The sequence below is a fragment of the Pseudomonas halotolerans genome, from assembly GCF_039581215.1.
Lineage (GTDB): Bacteria > Pseudomonadota > Gammaproteobacteria > Pseudomonadales > Pseudomonadaceae > Aquipseudomonas > Aquipseudomonas tehranensis.
The window spans coordinates 145,223-162,818 of record NZ_JBCNTJ010000005.1; the positions used below are offsets into that span (position 1 = coordinate 145,223).

Sequence of the window (17,596 nt, forward strand, 5' to 3'; positions counted from 1 at the left end):
GCCTTCACTCCCGATGGTCGTGGGTCTGGGTGATACGGCCCTGTTCCACGTGGAACAGAGCGACTGGCGTTTCCGTCTGCCAGCCTTCCCTCAGTAATTCGTGATCTACACAGGTGATAAAAACCTGGCAGCGTAAGTCTTCCAGCAAGCGGCAGAGCGCGCGACGGTGGGCTTCGTCCAATTCGGACGGCAAGTCATCCACCAGATAAATACACTGACCGCGTCGAGCCTGGCTGACCAAATGGCCCTGGGCAATACGCAAGGCACACACCACCAACTTCTGCTGCCCCCGGGACAAGATGTCCGCGGCATTATGTGCGCCCAGTCTTAGGCGCAAGTCAGCGCGTTGCGGTCCAGCCTGGGTATGGCCCATCTGCTGGTCCCGCTGCAGCGAGCCAGCCAGTACGGTGCTCAGCTCCCGGTCCTTGTCCCAGCCCCGGTAATAGCTGAGCGTCAGCCCCTCAAGCTCAACCAGTTCGCTCAAGGTCTGCTCAAACACCGGTTTCAAGGCTTTGATGTAAGCGCGGCGGTATTCATCTATTTCAGCGCTGGCCTGGCACAGTTCCCTGTCCCAAACCGCTTGCGAAACGGCGTCAAGTGTACCATGCCGCAGCCAGGAATTTCGCTGGCGCAGCGCCTTCTGCAAGCGCTGCCACGTGGCCATGAACCGTGGTTCCACGTGGAACACACCCCAGTCGAGAAACTGTCGACGAATCTTCGGCGCGCCCTCCAACAGGCGGAAGCTGTCCGGATTGATCAACTGCAACGGCAGGATCTCCGCCAACTGCGCAGCGCTGCGGGCGTTCTGTCCGTCTATGCGAATCTGGAACTCGCCTTGCCGATCCCGCGAAATCCCCAAGGCGCTATGACCCCCTTCAGCCAATTCCACCTGCCCAAACACCGTGCAGGCCAACTGATCGTATTGGATGACCGGTAACAGACGGGTGCTGCGAAACGACCGGGCAAGCCCCAGCAGGTGAACAGCTTCCAGAACGCTGGTTTTGCCGCTGCCGTTAGCGCCGTAAAGGATATTGATGCGGGGGGAAGGGGAGAAGGTCACCGGGTGCAGATTGCGCACCGCGGTGACCGAGACGCGACTTAAGGACATCTAGCTTCTGCTGGGCATGATTACAGACGCATCGGCATGACGACGTAGGCCGAGTCGTCGTTATCGGACTCCTGCACCAGCGCACTGCTGTTGGAGTCCGACAGAATCAGACGCACTTGCTCAGTGGTCATCACGCCCAGGACGTCGAGCAGGTAGCTGACGTTGAAACCGATTTCCAGGGAGCCGCCGTTGTATTCAACGCCCACTTCTTCTTCCGCTTCTTCCTGCTCCGGGTTGTTCGCCTGGATTTTCAATTGACCGTTGGCCAGTTGCAGACGGATGCCGCGGTACTTCTCGTTGGACAGGATCGCAGTACGGCTGAACGCCTCTCGCAGGGCCTGACGGTCACCCAGGACCAGCTTGTCGCCGCCTTTGGGCAGCACGCGCTCGTAGTCAGGGAACTTGCCATCAACCAACTTCGACGTGAAAGTGAATTCACCCGTGGTGGCGCGGATATGGTGTTGGCCCAAGACGATGCTGACATTGCCGTCCGGCTCGGTCAGCAGGCGTGCCAACTCCAGGATCCCTTTGCGCGGGACGATGACTTGATGGCGGTCAGGCTGACCGATATCGGCCTGCATCGAGCACATGGCCAAACGGTGACCGTCGGTAGCGACGGCACGGATGATACCGGCGGACACTTCCAGGAGCATGCCGTTGAGGTAGTAACGCACGTCCTGCTGGGCCATGGCGAAGCTGGTGCGTTCGATCAAACGGCGCAGTTTGCTTTGCTCAAGGCTGCAGGTCAGCGAGCCTGGGCCCTCTTCCACAGTCGGGAAGTCGTTGGCCGGCAGGGTCGACAGGGTGAAACGGCTGCGGCCGGCCTTGACCACGAGCTTCTGCTCATCGACCTTGATGTCGATCAGCGCATCGTTAGGCAAGCTTTTGCAGATGTCCATCAGCTTGCGCGCCGGCACGGTGATGGACCCCGGATCGGCCGGTTCTTCAAGCTGTACACGACCGACCAGCTCGACTTCCAGGTCGGTACCGGTCAGCGACAATTGCTGGCCTTCGACAACCAGCAGCACGTTGGAAAGTACCGGCAAGGTCTGGCGGCGTTCGACGACGCCTGCGACCAGTTGCAGGGGTTTCAACAGGGCTTCGCGTTGAATGGTGAAATGCATGGTCTAGTCCCTTGCCTTAATAAGCTGCGCTGGTGGTCATCAAGTGGTCAGTGTTCGCAGCAGGTTCTTGTAGTCCTCGCGGATGTCCGCGTCGGATTCCTTAAGTTCATTGATCTTACGACAGGCGTGCAACACCGTGGTGTGGTCGCGTCCACCAAACACATCGCCAATTTCCGGCAGACTGTGGTTGGTCAGTTCCTTGGACAAGGCCATCGCCACCTGACGCGGGCGGGCCACTGAACGCGAACGACGCTTGGAAAGCAGGTCGGATATCTTGATTTTGTAGTATTCAGCAACCGTGCGCTGAATGTTATCCACAGAAACCAGCTTGTCTTGAAGCGCTAACAAATCTTTCAAGGATTCGCGAATCAACTCGATGGTGATATCGCGGCCCATGAAGTGCGAATGAGCGATGACCCGCTTGAGGGCGCCTTCGAGCTCACGTACGTTCGAGCGGATACGCTGGGCAATGAAGAAGGCAGCGTCGTGAGGCAGTTCGACCTTGGCCTGATCAGCCTTCTTCATCAGGATCGCCACCCGGGTTTCCAGCTCCGGCGGCTCGACAGCGACCGTCAGGCCCCAGCCGAAGCGCGATTTGAGACGTTCTTCAAGACCTTCGATTTCTTTCGGGTAGCGGTCACTGGTGAGAATGACCTGCTGCCCGCCTTCAAGCAATGCGTTGAAGGTATGGAAGAACTCTTCTTGGGAGCGTTCCTTGCGGGCGAAGAACTGGATGTCATCGATCAGCAACGCATCCACCGAACGGTAGAAACGCTTGAACTCGTTGATCGCGTTCAGTTGCAGCGCCTTGACCATGTCGGCCACGAAACGCTCGGAATGCAGGTACACGACCTTGGCATTCGGGTTCTTCTTTAATAGGTGATTACCCACCGCATGCATCAAGTGGGTTTTACCCAAGCCCACGCCACCATAAAGGAAGAGCGGGTTATAGCCGTGCTTGGGGTTGTCCGCGACTTGCCAGGCTGCCGCCCGCGCCAGTTGGTTGGACTTGCCTTCAACGAAGTTCTCGAAGGTAAAGGTGCGATTCAGGTAACTGGTGTGCTTGAGTGCACCTTCGACCTGAACGGTGCGCTGTTCGGCGCGCACCGGAGCTTGTTGGGAACTGGCGCCGGCCATTGGGTCGAAGCTGTCCCGTGAGGGCTCCTCGCTGACCTCGGCCACCTTTTGGGCATTACGTTTGCTCGGGGCCGGCGTAGGGGCCGGCGCGGCATGGTTAACCGGCGCTGCTACGGCCTGGGCCTGGGAGGCCGCAGCTGCCAACGGTGCGTTGGGCGCGGCGCGCGGTGCCGAGCTGCGTTTACTGCCTATTAATAAGGACAGCGCAGGCGCCATGCCATTGCCGTGCTCATCAAGCAGCTCAAGGACCCGCCCCAGATACTTTTCGTTAACCCAGTCGAGAACGAAACGGTTCGGTGCGTAGACGCGCAACTCGTCGCCTTCGGCTTCGACCTGTAGCGGACGGATCCAAGTGTTGAATTGTTGGGCAGGCAGCTCATCGCGCAAAAGCTCCACGCACTGCTGCCAAAGTTCCACTGACACGGATATCCCCTAAGTTGAAAGCCGGTGAGGCAAAAACAAGCGGCCATTGTAGCGAGCGGACGTCCACTTATCCACATGCAGGTTGCTCATCTACCATGATTTATCAATGCCTTAACCCAGCGCAAGACGACAGGCGGTCGGTGGATAAGCTCTGTGGATAACCGCCCCTGAGCCCGTTACACAAGTGAGGGTTGAACTCGGTGGATAACCGTCCTGTGGATAACTGACCATTCCACACACAGCTTATCCGACGGTGCAGCACAGGCAGAACACTGCTTTCCCCTGTACTTGTCATTCTCTGTACATGGCGAATTACAAGGGCTAGACATGGTTATCCACAGAAAGGTGCCAGCCTTGCTTTTATAAGCTTTACAGAAAAGCTTTAAATAATTCCCTTCTTTTTATTTCTATATCCGGAGGCCTGAGATGAAGCCGCCGTCCAAGCAGGACATCTATTTGAAGTAAACGCTGGTTGGAAATTGACCTAGAGGCTTGCTTTCTCTAGAATCCCCGGTCTCTTAAAACGGGGGCCATTCCGGCCCGTTGTGGACGAACCCAGGTAACACGACATGAAACGTACTTTCCAACCAAGCACTATCAAACGCGCTCGTACCCACGGTTTCCGTGCTCGCATGGCTACCAAGAACGGTCGTGCCGTCCTGTCGCGTCGCCGCGCCAAAGGTCGTGCGCGTCTGGCAGTTTGATAATCCGGCACTGGAGGTGAGTCAGGACTTCAGTCGGGAAAAGCGTCTGCTTACACCCCGGCATTTCAAGGCAGTCTTTGACTCCCCTACCGGCAAGGTTCCGGGGAAAAATCTCCTGCTCCTTGCGCGCAGCAACGATCTTGATCACCCCCGACTAGGGCTGGTTATCGGGAAAAAGAGCGTCAAGCTCTCCGTTCAGCGCAATCGCCTCAAACGTCTGATGCGCGAATCGTTTCGTCTGAACCAGGATTCACTGGTCGGTTGGGACATTGTTATCGTCGCGCGCAAAGGTTTGGGTGACGTAGAAAACCCCGAATTGATTCAGCATTTCGGCAAACTCTGGAAGCGCTTGGCTCGTAACAAGCCAGCACCGCCAGCAGTCAACACCGAAACTGTAGGGGTAGACAGTCCCGATGCGTAAACTGGCACTCGTTCCGATCCAGTTTTATCGCTACGCCATTAGTCCCCTGATGGCCAGTCACTGTCGTTTCTACCCCAGTTGTTCTTGCTACGCGTATGAAGCCATAGAAAATCATGGCCTTCTGCGCGGTGGCTGGCTGACCTTTCGTCGTTTAGGTCGGTGTCATCCGTGGAATCCCGGCGGTTATGACCCGGTTCCGCCTATCCCTACCTCCCGTTCTTCTTCGATGGCCGAGTAATCATGGATATCAAACGCACGATCCTGATCGTCGCCCTGGCAATCGTGTCCTACGTCATGGTTCTTAAATGGAACCAGGACTATGGCCAGGCAGCCTTGCCGACTCAGAATGTTGCAGCCAGCAATACCGCACCGAGCTTGCCGGACACCACGACTGGCAATAATACCGCCAGCAATGACGACATCCCGCGCGCGGCAAGCGATACCACTGCTCCTGCCGAAGCCCCTGTGGCTGCAAGCAAGGATCTGATCCAGATCAAGACCGACGTGCTCGATCTGGCAATCGATCCACAAGGTGGTGACGTCGCTCAGTTGAAGCTGCCGTTGTATCCGCGCCGCCAGGACCATCCGGAAATTCCATTCCAGCTGTTCGATAACGGCAATGAGCGGACCTACCTGGCCCAAAGTGGTCTGATCGGCGCCAACGGTCCGGACGCCAACCCGGCCGGTCGCCCGGTTTATTCCTCCGAGAAGAAGACTTATCAACTGGCCGACGGTCAGGACCAATTGGTCGTGGACCTGAAGTTCAGCAAGGACGGCGTCAACTACATCAAACGTTTCACGTTGAAACGTGGCCTGTATGACGTGACCGTTTCCTACCTGATCGACAACCAGAGCGCACAGCCCTGGTCTGGTGCGATGTTTGCGCAATTGAAGCGTGACGCCAGTTCCGATCCATCCTCGAGCACTGCCACCGGCACCGCGACTTACCTGGGCGCTGCCCTGTGGACAAGTTCGGAGCCGTACAAGAAAGTGTCCATGAAAGACATGGACAAGGCGCAGCTCAAGGAAACCGTACAAGGTGGCTGGGTTGCCTGGTTGCAGCACTATTTTGTAACCGCCTGGATTCCGCAGAAAGGCGAAAACAACGTCGTCCAGACGCGTAAAGACAGCAAAGGCAACTACATCGTCGGCTACACCGGTCCAGCATTGACCGCGGCACCAGGTGCAACCGTTGAAACCAGCGCTATTTTGTATGCCGGTCCAAAGAGCCAGGCGGTATTGAAAGAGTTGTCCCCAGGTCTGGAACTGACCGTGGACTACGGTTTCCTGTGGTTCATTGCCCAGCCGATCTTCTGGCTGTTGCAACATATCCACAGCCTCGTCGGTAACTGGGGCTGGTCGATTATCTTCCTGACCATGCTGATCAAAGGGATCTTCTTCCCGTTGTCAGCCGCCAGCTATAAATCGATGGCCCGCATGCGCGCAGTGGCACCGAAGCTGGCCGCCTTGAAAGAACAACATGGCGATGACCGGCAGAAAATGTCCCAGGCCATGATGGAGCTGTACAAGAAAGAGAAGATCAACCCGCTGGGTGGTTGCTTGCCGATTCTCGTACAAATGCCTGTGTTCCTGGCGCTGTACTGGGTGCTTCTGGAAAGCGTGGAGATGCGTCAGGCACCGTTCATGCTGTGGATCACCGACCTGTCGATCAAGGATCCGTTCTTCATCCTGCCGATCATCATGGGCGCAACCATGTTCATCCAGCAGCAGTTGAACCCAACACCTCCGGACCCGATGCAGGCGAAGGTCATGAAGATGATGCCGATCATCTTCACCTTCTTCTTCCTGTGGTTCCCTGCGGGCCTGGTGCTGTACTGGGTGGTGAACAACGTATTGTCCATTACCCAGCAGTGGTACATCACGCGTAAGATCGAAGCGGCTGCGAAAAAAGCCGAGGCGTAACTTGCTCTGTGGATAACCACACAAAACGCCCCCTAGTGGGGCGTTTTGCTATCTGCCACTTTTGTCTGGATACCGGTTTATGAGCGCACCTCGTGAAACCATTGCCGCCGTAGCAACTGCCCAAGGTCGTGGGGGAGTCGGCATCGTCCGTATTTCGGGACCTCTGGCCAGCGTCGCGGCCAAGGCCATCAGCGGTCGAGAACTCAAACCACGGTTTGCTCACTACGGCCCTTTTTTCAGTGATGACCTGCAGGTGCTCGATGAGGGCCTGGCCTTGTATTTCCCCGGCCCCAATTCGTTCACCGGCGAAGATGTGCTGGAACTGCAAGGTCATGGCGGGCCGATTGTCCTGGACATGTTGCTCAAACGTTGCCTTGAACTGGGTTGTCGTCTTGCACGGCCAGGCGAGTTCAGCGAACGCGCGTTCCTCAACGACAAGCTCGACCTGGCCCAGGCCGAAGCCATCGCTGATTTGATCGAAGCCAGTTCTGCACAGGCTGCGCGCAATGCGTTGCGTTCCCTGCAGGGCGCTTTTTCCCAGCGTGTGCATAACCTCACCGAGCAACTGATCGGCCTGCGGATCTACGTCGAGGCAGCGATTGACTTTCCTGAGGAAGAAATCGACTTTCTCGCCGATGGCCACGTGCTCAGCATGCTCGACAAAGTCCGCGATGAGTTATCCACAGTACTGCGCGAAGCCGGGCAAGGCGCCCTGTTGCGCGATGGTATGACAGTGGTGATCGCCGGAAGGCCAAATGCAGGCAAATCCAGCCTCCTCAACGCCTTGGCAGGCCGTGAGGCCGCGATTGTCACCGAGATCGCCGGCACCACCCGGGATATTCTGCGTGAACATATCCACATCGATGGCATGCCCCTGCATGTAGTCGACACAGCCGGCCTGCGCGATACCGACGACCATGTGGAAAAAATAGGCGTGGAGCGTGCGCTCAAAGCCATTGGCGAGGCTGACCGGGTCTTGTTGGTGGTCGATGCCACAGCCCCGGAAGCCGATGATCCTTTCGCGTTGTGGCCAGAGTTTCTGGAAACCCGGCCAGCCCCTTCGAAAGTCACGCTGATTCGTAACAAGGCCGACCTGACCGGGGAACCTGTAACCCTGGAGGTCAGTGGTGATGGCCACGTCACCATTAGCCTCAGCGCGAAATCCGCGGATATGGGACTGGAGTTGCTGCGCGAACATTTGAAGGCCTGCATGGGTTATGAGCAGACTTCGGAAAGCAGCTTCAGCGCCCGTCGTCGGCACCTTGAGGCGTTGCGCCATGCCAGCGCGTCGCTGGAGCACGGTCGCGCGCAACTGACCCTCGCCGGCGCCGGTGAGCTCCTGGCCGAAGATTTACGCCAGGCCCAGCAATCTCTCGGGGAAATTACCGGGGCCTTCAGCTCTGATGACCTGCTTGGTCGAATCTTCTCCAGCTTCTGCATCGGTAAGTAACCCATCCCTAAAGAACCGGCTGCTCTGGACCATCCAACGAGCCCATGCAGCCAGGTTTCTTCCCTTTCTTGAAACGATTGCCCCGCTTGGCGGCTTGTCTGTGGCCGATAGTTGGCCCAAGGGCCAGTTTTACGGTGGATTAAGCCCTGTGAATAACTGACCCTGAGCTCAGTTGATAAACCCCCTTAAAAACTGAAGATAACAGCCCCTGTGGATAACCACCCCATTCATCCACAGGCTTACACCGGTTATCCAACCCCCTCAGCCCCACCTGGACACAGGGTTTTGAATCTCTGTACATATCGGATATAAAGGCCTTCAGAGCTTTATCCACAGAAACGTCGGTCAGTAAGAATAAACATAAAAACAAAGGTTTTATAAATTTCTTTCTTTTTAATTTCTTTAACCTCGACTTTTCCACAGCTGGTTAAATTTTGTGCAAAGGGTTCTTTAGGAAAGGGGAAGTCCCTATACTTGCCGACCTGGCTCGAAAAACGCTCAAGGCCAGGCTCAAATCTATTTTCCGAATTACCTGAATTAAGCAGGCACGAGGTGCGTGGTGGATTTCCCTTCCCGTTTTGAAGTGATCGTCATCGGCGGCGGTCATGCCGGTACCGAGGCAGCACTTGCATCAGCACGCATGGGGGCTAAAACCCTGTTGCTGACGCATAACGTGGAAACCCTCGGCGCCATGAGCTGCAACCCTGCCATTGGTGGAATTGGCAAAAGCCACCTGGTCAAGGAAATTGATGCCCTTGGTGGCGCGATGGCCATGGCCACCGATAGGGGCGGTATCCAATTCCGCGTATTGAACAGCCGCAAAGGCCCGGCCGTACGGGCTACTCGTGCCCAGGCCGACCGTGTCCTGTACAAGGCCGCTGTCCGCGAAATCCTGGAAAACCAGCCGAACCTGTGGATATTTCAACAGGCAGCCGACGACCTGATCGTCGAGCAGGATCAGGTGCGTGGTGTCGTGACCCAGATGGGCCTGCGCTTCTTCGCCGATTCCGTGGTGCTGACCACCGGGACCTTCCTCGGTGGACTTATCCACATCGGCATGCAGAACTATTCCGGCGGTCGCGCAGGTGATCCACCCTCAATCGCACTGGCTCAGCGTTTGCGTGAGCTGCCGTTGCGTGTCGGTCGCCTGAAAACCGGTACGCCACCGCGCATCGATGGCCGGTCTGTGGATTTCTCGGTGATGACGGAGCAGCCGGGCGATACGCCGATTCCGGTCATGTCGTTCATGGGCTCCAAAGCGCAGCACCCGAAACAGGTGAGCTGCTGGATCACCCATACCAACGCCCGTACCCACGAGATCATTGCTGCCAACCTGGATCGTTCGCCCATGTATTCCGGCGTGATCGAAGGGGTCGGCCCGCGTTACTGCCCGTCGATCGAAGACAAGATCCATCGTTTTGCCGACAAGGAAAGCCATCAGGTCTTCATCGAACCCGAAGGCCTGACGACGCATGAGCTGTACCCGAACGGAATTTCCACGTCCCTGCCGTTCGATGTGCAACTGCAGATCGTGCAATCGATTCGCGGCATGGAAAACGCCCACATCGTTCGTCCGGGCTATGCCATCGAATACGATTACTTTGACCCGCGGGACCTGAAGTACAGCCTGGAAACCAAAGTCATCGGCGGCCTGTTTTTTGCCGGACAAATCAACGGCACCACCGGTTACGAAGAGGCCGGTGCCCAAGGCCTGTTGGCCGGAGCCAACGCCGCGCTGCGCGCCCAGGGCAAAGACAGTTGGTGCCCGCGCCGCGATGAGGCGTATATCGGTGTGCTGGTGGATGACCTGATTACCCTGGGGACTCAGGAACCGTACCGGATGTTCACTTCCCGTGCCGAATATCGCCTGATCCTGCGTGAAGACAACGCTGACCTGCGCCTGACCGAGAAAGGTCGTGAGCTGGGGCTGGTCGATGACGTTCGCTGGGCTGCATTCTGCAAGAAACGCGAGAGTATCGAGCTCGAAGAGCAACGTCTGAAAAGCACCTGGGTTCGTCCAGGCACCGAGCAGGGCGATGCCATTGCAGCGAAATTCGGTACGCCGTTGACCCACGAATATAACCTGCTCAACCTCTTGAGCCGCCCGGAAATCGATTACGTCGGGCTGGTGGAAGTCACCGGCCAGGGCGCGCAAGATCCGCAAGTGGCCGAACAGGTTGAGATCAAGACCAAATACGCCGGCTACATCGACCGTCAGCAGGACGAAATCGCCCGACTGCGCGCCAGTGAAGATACGAAACTGCCTGTGGATATCGATTACACGGGCATTTCCGGGCTGTCGAAAGAAATTCAGAGCAAGCTCGGTGCTACTCGCCCTGAGACCCTGGGTCAGGCTTCGCGCATCCCCGGTGTGACCCCGGCGGCGATTTCCCTGTTGATGATTCATTTGAAAAAACGCGGCGCGGGCCGTCAGTTGGAGCAAAGCGCTTGAGTTCGATGGTCACCTCGCAACACGCCGAAGAGTTATCCACAGGTGCCCGTCAGCTCGGCGTCAGCCTGACCGAAGCCCAGCACGCGCAACTGCTGGGCTATCTGGCCCTGTTGATCAAATGGAACAAGGCCTACAACCTGACCGCCGTGCGCGATCCGGATGAGATGGTGTCGCGCCATCTGCTCGACAGCCTCAGCGTCATGTCCTTCATCGAAGACGGTCGCTGGCTCGATGTCGGCAGTGGCGGTGGCATGCCGGGCATCCCGCTGGCGATCCTGTTTCCGCGCTCGCAAGTGACCTGCTTGGACAGCAACGGCAAGAAAACCCGCTTCCTGACTCAGGTAAAACTCGAACTCAAACTGGATAACCTGCAAGTTATCCACAGCCGTGTCGAAGCGTTCCAGCCTGCCCAGCCTTTCAACGGGATTATTTCCCGGGCATTCAGCAGCATGGAGAACTTCAGCAACTGGACTCGCCACCTGGGCGATGCCGATACGCGCTGGCTGGCAATGAAGGGCGTTCATCCGGCCGATGAGCTGGTAGCATTGCCGGCAGACTTCCACCTCGATAGCGAACACGCCCTGGCCGTACCCGGTTGCCAAGGCCAACGCCATCTGCTGATACTGCGCCGCACGGCATGATTGGGAATACAAGCAACAATGGCTAAGGTATTCGCGATAGCGAACCAGAAGGGTGGTGTGGGTAAAACCACCACCTGCATCAACCTCGCAGCATCCCTGGTCGCGACCAAGCGCCGGGTGTTGCTGATCGATCTCGATCCACAGGGCAACGCCACCATGGGTAGCGGTGTGGATAAACATGGGCTGGAAAACTCCATTTACGATGTCCTGATCGGCGAATGCGATCTGGGCCAGGCCATGCATTTCTCCGAGCACGGCGGTTACCAACTGCTACCGGCCAACCGTGACCTGACGGCGGCCGAAGTGGTTCTGCTGGAAATGCAGATGAAGGAAAGCCGCTTGCGCAGCGCCTTGGCGCCGATTCGGGAAAATTACGATTACATCCTGATCGACTGCCCACCTTCGCTTTCGATGCTGACCCTCAACGCTCTGGTGGCCGCCGATGGAGTAATTATCCCCATGCAGTGCGAGTACTTCGCCCTGGAAGGCTTGAGCGACCTTGTGGATAACATCAAGCGCATTGCCGAGCTGCTGAACCCGGAGCTGAAAGTCGAGGGCCTGCTGCGGACCATGTATGACCCGCGCCTGAGCCTGATGAACGACGTATCGGCCCAGCTCAAGGAACACTTCGGCGAGCAGCTCTACGACACGGTCATTCCGCGTAACATCCGTTTGGCCGAAGCGCCGAGTTACGGCATGCCGGCCCTGGCCTATGACAAACAATCCCGGGGCGCGCTGGCCTACCTGGCCCTGGCGGGCGAGATGGTTCGCCGTCAGCGCCGAAACCCACGCACCGCTGCTGCCCAGCCAACTTAAGGAAACCCCATGGCCGTCAAGAAACGAGGTCTCGGACGTGGACTGGATGCACTGCTCAGTGGTCCCACTGTCAGTTCGCTGGAAGAGCAGGCCGTACAGGTCGATCAGCGCGAGTTGCAGCACCTGCCGCTGGACCTGATCCAGCGCGGCAAATATCAGCCGCGTCGAGACATGGACCCGCAGGCGCTGGAAGAGCTGGCCCAGTCGATCAAGAGCCAGGGCGTGATGCAGCCGATCGTGGTTCGGCCGATCGCCAACGGGCGCTTCGAGATCATTGCCGGCGAACGTCGCTGGCGAGCCAGCCAGCAGGCCGGCCAGGAAACCATTCCGGCGATGGTCCGCGATGTACCGGATGAAACCGCCATCGCCATGGCGCTGATCGAGAATATCCAGCGCGAAGACCTCAACCCGATCGAAGAGGCAGTGGCCCTGCAGCGATTGCAGCAGGAGTTCCAGCTGACCCAACAGCAGGTCGCCGAAGCAGTGGGCAAGTCCCGCGTGACCGTGGCGAACCTGTTGCGCCTGATTGCGTTGCCGGAAGTCATCAAGACCATGCTGTCCCATGGCGATCTGGAAATGGGTCACGCCCGGGCATTGCTCGGTTTGCCGGAAAATCAACAGGTTGAAGGGGCGCGACACGTTGTCGCACGAGGTCTGACCGTGCGCCAGACCGAGGCATTGGTTCGTCAGTGGCTCAGTGGTAAGCCGGCCCCTGTCGAAGCCCCGAAAACCGATCCGGATATCGCACGCCTGGAGCAGCGCCTGGCCGAGCGGCTAGGCTCTGCGGTGCAGATTCGCCACGGCAAGAAGGGCAAAGGGCAATTGGTGATCGGTTATAACTCCCTCGATGAGCTGCAAGGTGTCCTTGCGCACATTCGCTGAAACAATTGCGCTTGTAGCGCGCAGTCGGAAATCACTACCTGGCAGTTGAATAGGGGCAGAACCGCCCCTATACTCTGCGCGCATTTTGTCGGCACAAATTATGCCAAGTTATTGAATTATGGCGGCCGACCATTGGAGAGCAAAAGTGATGGAAACACGCACGCCAAACCGCTTGCCGTTCCATCGTCTGGCTGTTTTCCCGGTGTTGATGACCCAATTCGTCGTTGTACTGATCGCTGCTTTGGCGCTCTGGCAATGGAAGGGAGTCGTCGCCGGATACTCAGGGCTTTGCGGAGGCCTGATAGCCTTGCTTCCCAATATTTATTTCGCTCACAGGGCATTTCGGTTTTCCGGCGCCCGAGCAGCCCAAGCCATCGTCCGGTCATTTTATGCCGGTGAGGCGGGGAAACTGATTTTGACGGCAGTGCTGTTTGCATTGACGTTCGCAGGTGTGAAGCCACTGGCGCCGCTGGCTGTATTCAGCGTCTTCGTGCTGACCCAACTGGTTAGCTGGTTCGCTCCCCTGCTAATGAGAACAAGACTTTCGAGACCTTAGGGCGTTTGAGGCAACCATGGCAGAGACAACCGCTTCGGGCTATATCCAGCACCACTTGCAGAACCTGACCTTCGGGCAGCTACCCAATGGCGGCTGGGGCTTTGCTCACACCGCAGCAGAAGCCAAGGAAATGGGCTTCTGGGCCTTCCACGTCGATACGCTCGGCTGGTCGGTCGCACTGGGTCTGATCTTCGTACTTCTTTTCCGCATGGCGGCGAAGAAGGCGACTTCCGGTCAGCCTGGTGCACTGCAGAACTTCGTTGAAGTATTGGTCGAATTCGTCGATGGCAGCGTGAAAGACAGCTTCCACGGGCGTAGCCCGGTGATCGCACCGCTGGCACTGACCATCTTCGTCTGGGTGTTCCTGATGAACGCCATCGACCTGGTACCGGTCGACTGGATTCCTCAGCTGGCCATCCTGATCTCCGGCGATTCGCACATTCCGTTCCGCGCCGTGTCGACTACCGACCCGAACGCGACCCTGGGCATGGCGTTCTCGGTGTTCGCACTGATCATTTTCTACAGCATCAAGGTCAAGGGCATCGGCGGCTTCATCGGCGAACTGACCCTGCATCCGTTCGGCAGCAAGAACATTTTCGTTCAGGCCTTGCTGATCCCGGTGAACTTCCTTCTGGAATTCGTGACCCTGATCGCCAAACCGATCTCCCTGGCCCTGCGTCTGTTCGGCAACATGTATGCCGGCGAGCTGGTGTTCATCCTGATCGCCGTGATGTTCGGCAGCGGTCTGCTCTGGCTCAGCGGCCTGGGTGTGGTTCTGCAGTGGGCGTGGGCTGTGTTCCACATCCTGATCATCACCCTGCAGGCGTTCATCTTCATGATGCTGACCATCGTCTACCTGTCGATGGCGCACGAAGAAAACCATTAAGGCCAGTCTCGACTAGTCTGATGTCCTTCCCGGTTAAACGGGAAGGGGCCCGAACGGGCTTGATGAAACGATTTGTTTTACCGCTTTAATCTAAAAAACCTAAACCATACGACGTAAAAGTCGGGAGGAAAGATGGAAACTGTAGTTGGTCTAACCGCTATCGCTGTTGCACTGTTGATCGGCCTGGGCGCACTGGGTACCGCAATTGGTTTCGGCCTGCTGGGCGGCAAGTTCCTGGAAGGCGCCGCGCGTCAGCCAGAAATGGTTCCAATGCTGCAAGTTAAAATGTTCATCGTGGCTGGTCTGCTCGACGCCGTGACCATGATCGGTGTTGGTATCGCTCTGTTCTTCACCTTTGCGAACCCGTTCGTTGGTCAAATCGCTGGCTGATTACTCGGATGTCTCGAGTAGATTGGTGTGATGGACAACGTAACTGCGAGGTGTTGGCGTGAACATTAATGCGACCCTGATTGGCCAGTCCGTTGCGTTCCTGATTTTTGTACTGTTCTGCATGAAGTTCGTATGGCCTCCGGTCATTGCGGCATTGCACGAACGTCAAAAGAAGATCGCGGATGGTCTGGACGCTGCCAGCCGAGCAGCTCGCGACCTGGAGTTGGCCCATGAGAAAGTGGGTCAGCAACTGCGCGAAGCGAAAGCTCAGGCAGCTGAAATCATCGAGCAAGCCAAGAAACGCGGTACCCAGATTGTCGACGAAGCCCGTGAACAGGCTCGCGTCGAAGCTGACCGTGTGAAGGCTCAGGCTCAAGCCGAGATCGAACAGGAACTGAACAGCGTCAAAGACGCCCTGCGTGCCCAAGTGGGTGCCCTGGCTGTTGGCGGTGCTTCGAAGATCCTGGGTGCCACAATCGATCAAAACGCGCACGCAGAGCTGGTAAACAAACTGGCTGCTGAAATTTAAGCGAGGGCGATCATGGCAGAACTGACCACGTTGGCCCGACCTTACGCTAAGGCGGCCTTCGAGCACGCTCAGGCCCACCAGCAACTGGCCAATTGGTCAGCCATGCTCGGCCTGGCAGCAGCGGTGTCGCAAGACGACACCATGCAGCGCGTGCTCAAGGCCCCGCGACTGACGAGCGCAGAAAAGGCCGCCACGTTCATTGACGTGTGCGGCGACAAGTTCGATGCCAAGGCACAGAATTTCATTCACGTCGTTGCCGAAAACGACCGTCTCCCGCTTCTGCCGGAGATCGCCGCTCTTTTCGACCTGTACAAGGCCGAGCAAGAGAAGTCGGTAGACGTGGAAGTGACCAGTGCTTTTGCATTGAACCAAGAACAGCAAGACAAACTCGCCAAGGTTCTCAGTGCACGACTCAACCGGGAAGTGCGTCTGGACGTTACGGAAGACCCTGCCTTGATTGGTGGTGTCGTTATCCGCGCCGGTGACCTGGTTATCGATGGCTCGATTCGCGGCAAAATCGCGAAACTTGCCGAAGCATTGAAATCTTGAGTTTGAAGGGGCAGCAGAGCAATGCAGCAACTCAATCCTTCCGAAATAAGTGAAATTATCAAGGGCCGCATCGACAAGCTCGATGTGACCTCCCAAGCCCGTAACGAAGGCACTGTCGTCAGCGTATCTGACGGCATCGTGCGGATTCACGGTCTGGCCGACGTCATGTACGGCGAGATGATCGAGTTTCCGGGCGGCGTCTACGGTATGGCCCTCAACCTGGAGCAAGACTCTGTAGGTGCCGTGGTACTGGGCGCATACACATCTCTGGCTGAAGGCATGAGCGCCAAGTGCACTGGCCGCATCCTCGAAGTTCCGGTAGGTAAGGAACTGCTGGGTCGCGTAGTCGATGCACTGGGTAACCCTGTTGACGGCAAAGGTCCGCTGAACAACACCGAGACCGATGCGGTCGAGAAAGTTGCTCCAGGCGTGATCTGGCGTAAGTCGGTAGACCAGCCGGTACAGACTGGCTACAAGGCTGTCGATGCCATGATCCCTGTCGGCCGTGGCCAGCGTGAGCTGATCATCGGCGACCGTCAGATCGGTAAAACCGCTCTGGCGATCGACGCGATCATCAACCAGAAGAACAGCGGCATTTTCTGCGTCTACGTGGCAATCGGTCAGAAGCAATCGACTATCGCCAACGTGGTTCGCAAGCTGGAAGAAAACGGCGCCCTGGCCAACACGATCATCGTGGCTGCCAGTGCTTCGGAATCTCCTGCGCTGCAGTTCTTGGCACCGTACTCCGGTTGCACCATGGGCGAATACTTCCGCGACCGCGGTGAAGACGCGCTGATCGTTTATGACGATCTGTCCAAGCAGGCAGTGGCTTACCGCCAGATTTCCCTGCTGCTGCGCCGTCCACCAGGCCGTGAAGCTTATCCAGGCGACGTGTTCTATCTCCACTCCCGTCTGCTGGAGCGCGCATCCCGCGTTTCGGAAGAGTACGTAGAGAAGTTCACCAACGGCGCAGTGACCGGCAAAACCGGTTCCCTGACCGCACTGCCGATCATCGAAACCCAGGCTGGCGACGTTTCCGCGTTCGTTCCGACCAACGTGATTTCCATCACCGACGGTCAGATCTTCCTGGAATCGGCCATGTTCAACTCCGGGATCCGTCCTGCTGTGAACGCCGGTGTTTCGGTATCCCGTGTAGGTGGTGCCGCTCAGACCAAGATCATCAAGAAGCTTTCCGGTGGTATCCGTACCGCTCTGGCTCAGTACCGTGAACTGGCGGCATTCGCCCAATTCGCGTCTGACCTGGACGAAGCGACCCGTAAGCAACTTGAGCATGGTCAGCGCGTTACCGAGCTGATGAAGCAGAAGCAATACGCTCCAATGTCGATTGCTGACATGGCGTTGTCGCTGTATGCCGCTGAACGTGGGTTCCTGACTGACGTCGAAATCGCCAAGGTCGGCAGCTTTGAACAAGCGCTGATTGCTTACTTCAACCGCGATCACGCCGATTTGATGGCGAAGATCAACGTGAAGGGTGACTTCAATGACGAAATCGACGCTGGCATGAAAGCCGGTATCGAGAAGTTCAAGGCCACCCAAACCTGGTAAGCCGCAGCGGGAGTCGCAAGGCTCCCGCTTGCTAACCTG

18 protein-coding genes are annotated in these 17,596 nt (G+C 57.4%); 15 read left to right on the forward strand and 3 right to left on the reverse strand.

The window, feature by feature from the left end; all coding sequences use genetic code 11:
* Positions 1-4 precede the first annotated feature (4 nt).
* The 3 genes from recF to dnaA are packed head-to-tail and all read right to left on the reverse strand — an operon-like array spanning position 5 to position 3,792.
* A complete protein-coding gene (recF, locus tag AAIS01_RS09425) occupies positions 5-1,108 on the reverse strand; it encodes a DNA replication/repair protein RecF (RefSeq protein WP_063323653.1) in 1,104 nt (367 codons plus the stop codon).
* A 20-nt stretch (positions 1,109-1,128) separates the two neighbouring features.
* Positions 1,129-2,232, reverse strand: a complete 1,104-nt coding sequence (dnaN, locus tag AAIS01_RS09430; protein ID WP_007903001.1) for a DNA polymerase III subunit beta — start codon at positions 2,230-2,232, stop codon at positions 1,129-1,131.
* A gap of 39 nt (positions 2,233-2,271) precedes the next feature.
* On the reverse strand, positions 2,272-3,792 hold the full coding sequence (gene dnaA, locus AAIS01_RS09435) for a chromosomal replication initiator protein DnaA (protein WP_343468752.1): 1,521 nt from the start codon (positions 3,790-3,792) through the stop codon (positions 2,272-2,274).
* A 569-nt stretch (positions 3,793-4,361) separates the two neighbouring features.
* On the opposite strand from dnaA, the gene rpmH reads away from it, so the two are divergent.
* From rpmH to atpA, 15 genes are all read left to right on the forward strand, one after another.
* Complete coding sequence (gene rpmH / locus AAIS01_RS09440) at positions 4,362-4,496, forward strand: 50S ribosomal protein L34 (RefSeq protein WP_003213577.1); 135 nt, start codon at positions 4,362-4,364, stop codon at positions 4,494-4,496.
* Positions 4,497-4,512: 16 nt separating this feature from the next.
* On the forward strand, positions 4,513-4,917 hold the full coding sequence (gene rnpA, locus AAIS01_RS09445) for a ribonuclease P protein component (RefSeq protein ID WP_047230119.1): 405 nt from the start codon (positions 4,513-4,515) through the stop codon (positions 4,915-4,917).
* Positions 4,910-5,155 (forward strand): membrane protein insertion efficiency factor YidD, encoded by a 246-nt coding sequence (gene yidD, locus AAIS01_RS09450; protein ID WP_010465488.1) that lies wholly within the window; start codon positions 4,910-4,912, stop codon positions 5,153-5,155. Before rnpA ends, yidD begins: the two co-directional genes overlap by 8 nt.
* A 2-nt stretch (positions 5,156-5,157) precedes the next feature.
* Positions 5,158-6,840, forward strand: a complete 1,683-nt coding sequence (yidC, locus tag AAIS01_RS09455; RefSeq protein WP_343468753.1) for a membrane protein insertase YidC — start codon at positions 5,158-5,160, stop codon at positions 6,838-6,840.
* Between the two features lie 79 nt (positions 6,841-6,919).
* Positions 6,920-8,290, forward strand: coding sequence for a tRNA uridine-5-carboxymethylaminomethyl(34) synthesis GTPase MnmE (gene mnmE / locus AAIS01_RS09460; RefSeq protein ID WP_343468754.1), 1,371 nt, complete (start codon positions 6,920-6,922; stop codon positions 8,288-8,290).
* Positions 8,291-8,849: 559 nt separating this feature from the next.
* Positions 8,850-10,742 carry a tRNA uridine-5-carboxymethylaminomethyl(34) synthesis enzyme MnmG gene (mnmG, locus tag AAIS01_RS09465; RefSeq protein ID WP_343468755.1) on the forward strand — a complete coding sequence of 631 codons (1,893 nt, stop codon included), beginning with the start codon at positions 8,850-8,852 and terminating at the stop codon, positions 10,740-10,742.
* Positions 10,743-10,747: 5 nt separating this feature from the next.
* Positions 10,748-11,383 carry a 16S rRNA (guanine(527)-N(7))-methyltransferase RsmG gene (gene rsmG, locus AAIS01_RS09470; protein WP_343468854.1) on the forward strand — a complete coding sequence of 212 codons (636 nt, stop codon included), beginning with the start codon at positions 10,748-10,750 and terminating at the stop codon, positions 11,381-11,383.
* A gap of 18 nt (positions 11,384-11,401) precedes the next feature.
* Positions 11,402-12,199, forward strand: coding sequence for a ParA family protein (locus AAIS01_RS09475; protein WP_003187199.1), 798 nt, complete (start codon positions 11,402-11,404; stop codon positions 12,197-12,199).
* Between the two features lie 9 nt (positions 12,200-12,208).
* Positions 12,209-13,081, forward strand: coding sequence for a ParB/RepB/Spo0J family partition protein (locus tag AAIS01_RS09480; RefSeq protein WP_003207098.1), 873 nt, complete (start codon positions 12,209-12,211; stop codon positions 13,079-13,081).
* A gap of 148 nt (positions 13,082-13,229) precedes the next feature.
* The gene (locus tag AAIS01_RS09485; RefSeq protein WP_047230099.1) at positions 13,230-13,637 is read left to right on the forward strand and encodes a F0F1 ATP synthase subunit I; all 408 of its coding nucleotides are present in this window, start codon (positions 13,230-13,232) and stop codon (positions 13,635-13,637) included.
* Between the two features lie 16 nt (positions 13,638-13,653).
* The gene (atpB, locus tag AAIS01_RS09490; protein WP_092399617.1) at positions 13,654-14,523 is read left to right on the forward strand and encodes a F0F1 ATP synthase subunit A; all 870 of its coding nucleotides are present in this window, start codon (positions 13,654-13,656) and stop codon (positions 14,521-14,523) included.
* A 132-nt stretch (positions 14,524-14,655) separates the two neighbouring features.
* Complete coding sequence (gene atpE / locus AAIS01_RS09495; RefSeq protein WP_003097235.1) at positions 14,656-14,913, forward strand: F0F1 ATP synthase subunit C; 258 nt, start codon at positions 14,656-14,658, stop codon at positions 14,911-14,913.
* A gap of 58 nt (positions 14,914-14,971) precedes the next feature.
* The gene (locus AAIS01_RS09500; protein ID WP_047230097.1) at positions 14,972-15,442 is read left to right on the forward strand and encodes a F0F1 ATP synthase subunit B; all 471 of its coding nucleotides are present in this window, start codon (positions 14,972-14,974) and stop codon (positions 15,440-15,442) included.
* Between the two features lie 12 nt (positions 15,443-15,454).
* Complete coding sequence (locus AAIS01_RS09505; RefSeq protein WP_047230096.1) at positions 15,455-15,991, forward strand: F0F1 ATP synthase subunit delta; 537 nt, start codon at positions 15,455-15,457, stop codon at positions 15,989-15,991.
* 21 nt (positions 15,992-16,012) lie between these two features.
* Positions 16,013-17,557, forward strand: a complete 1,545-nt coding sequence (gene atpA / locus AAIS01_RS09510; protein ID WP_025216279.1) for a F0F1 ATP synthase subunit alpha — start codon at positions 16,013-16,015, stop codon at positions 17,555-17,557.
* Positions 17,558-17,596 lie beyond the last annotated feature (39 nt).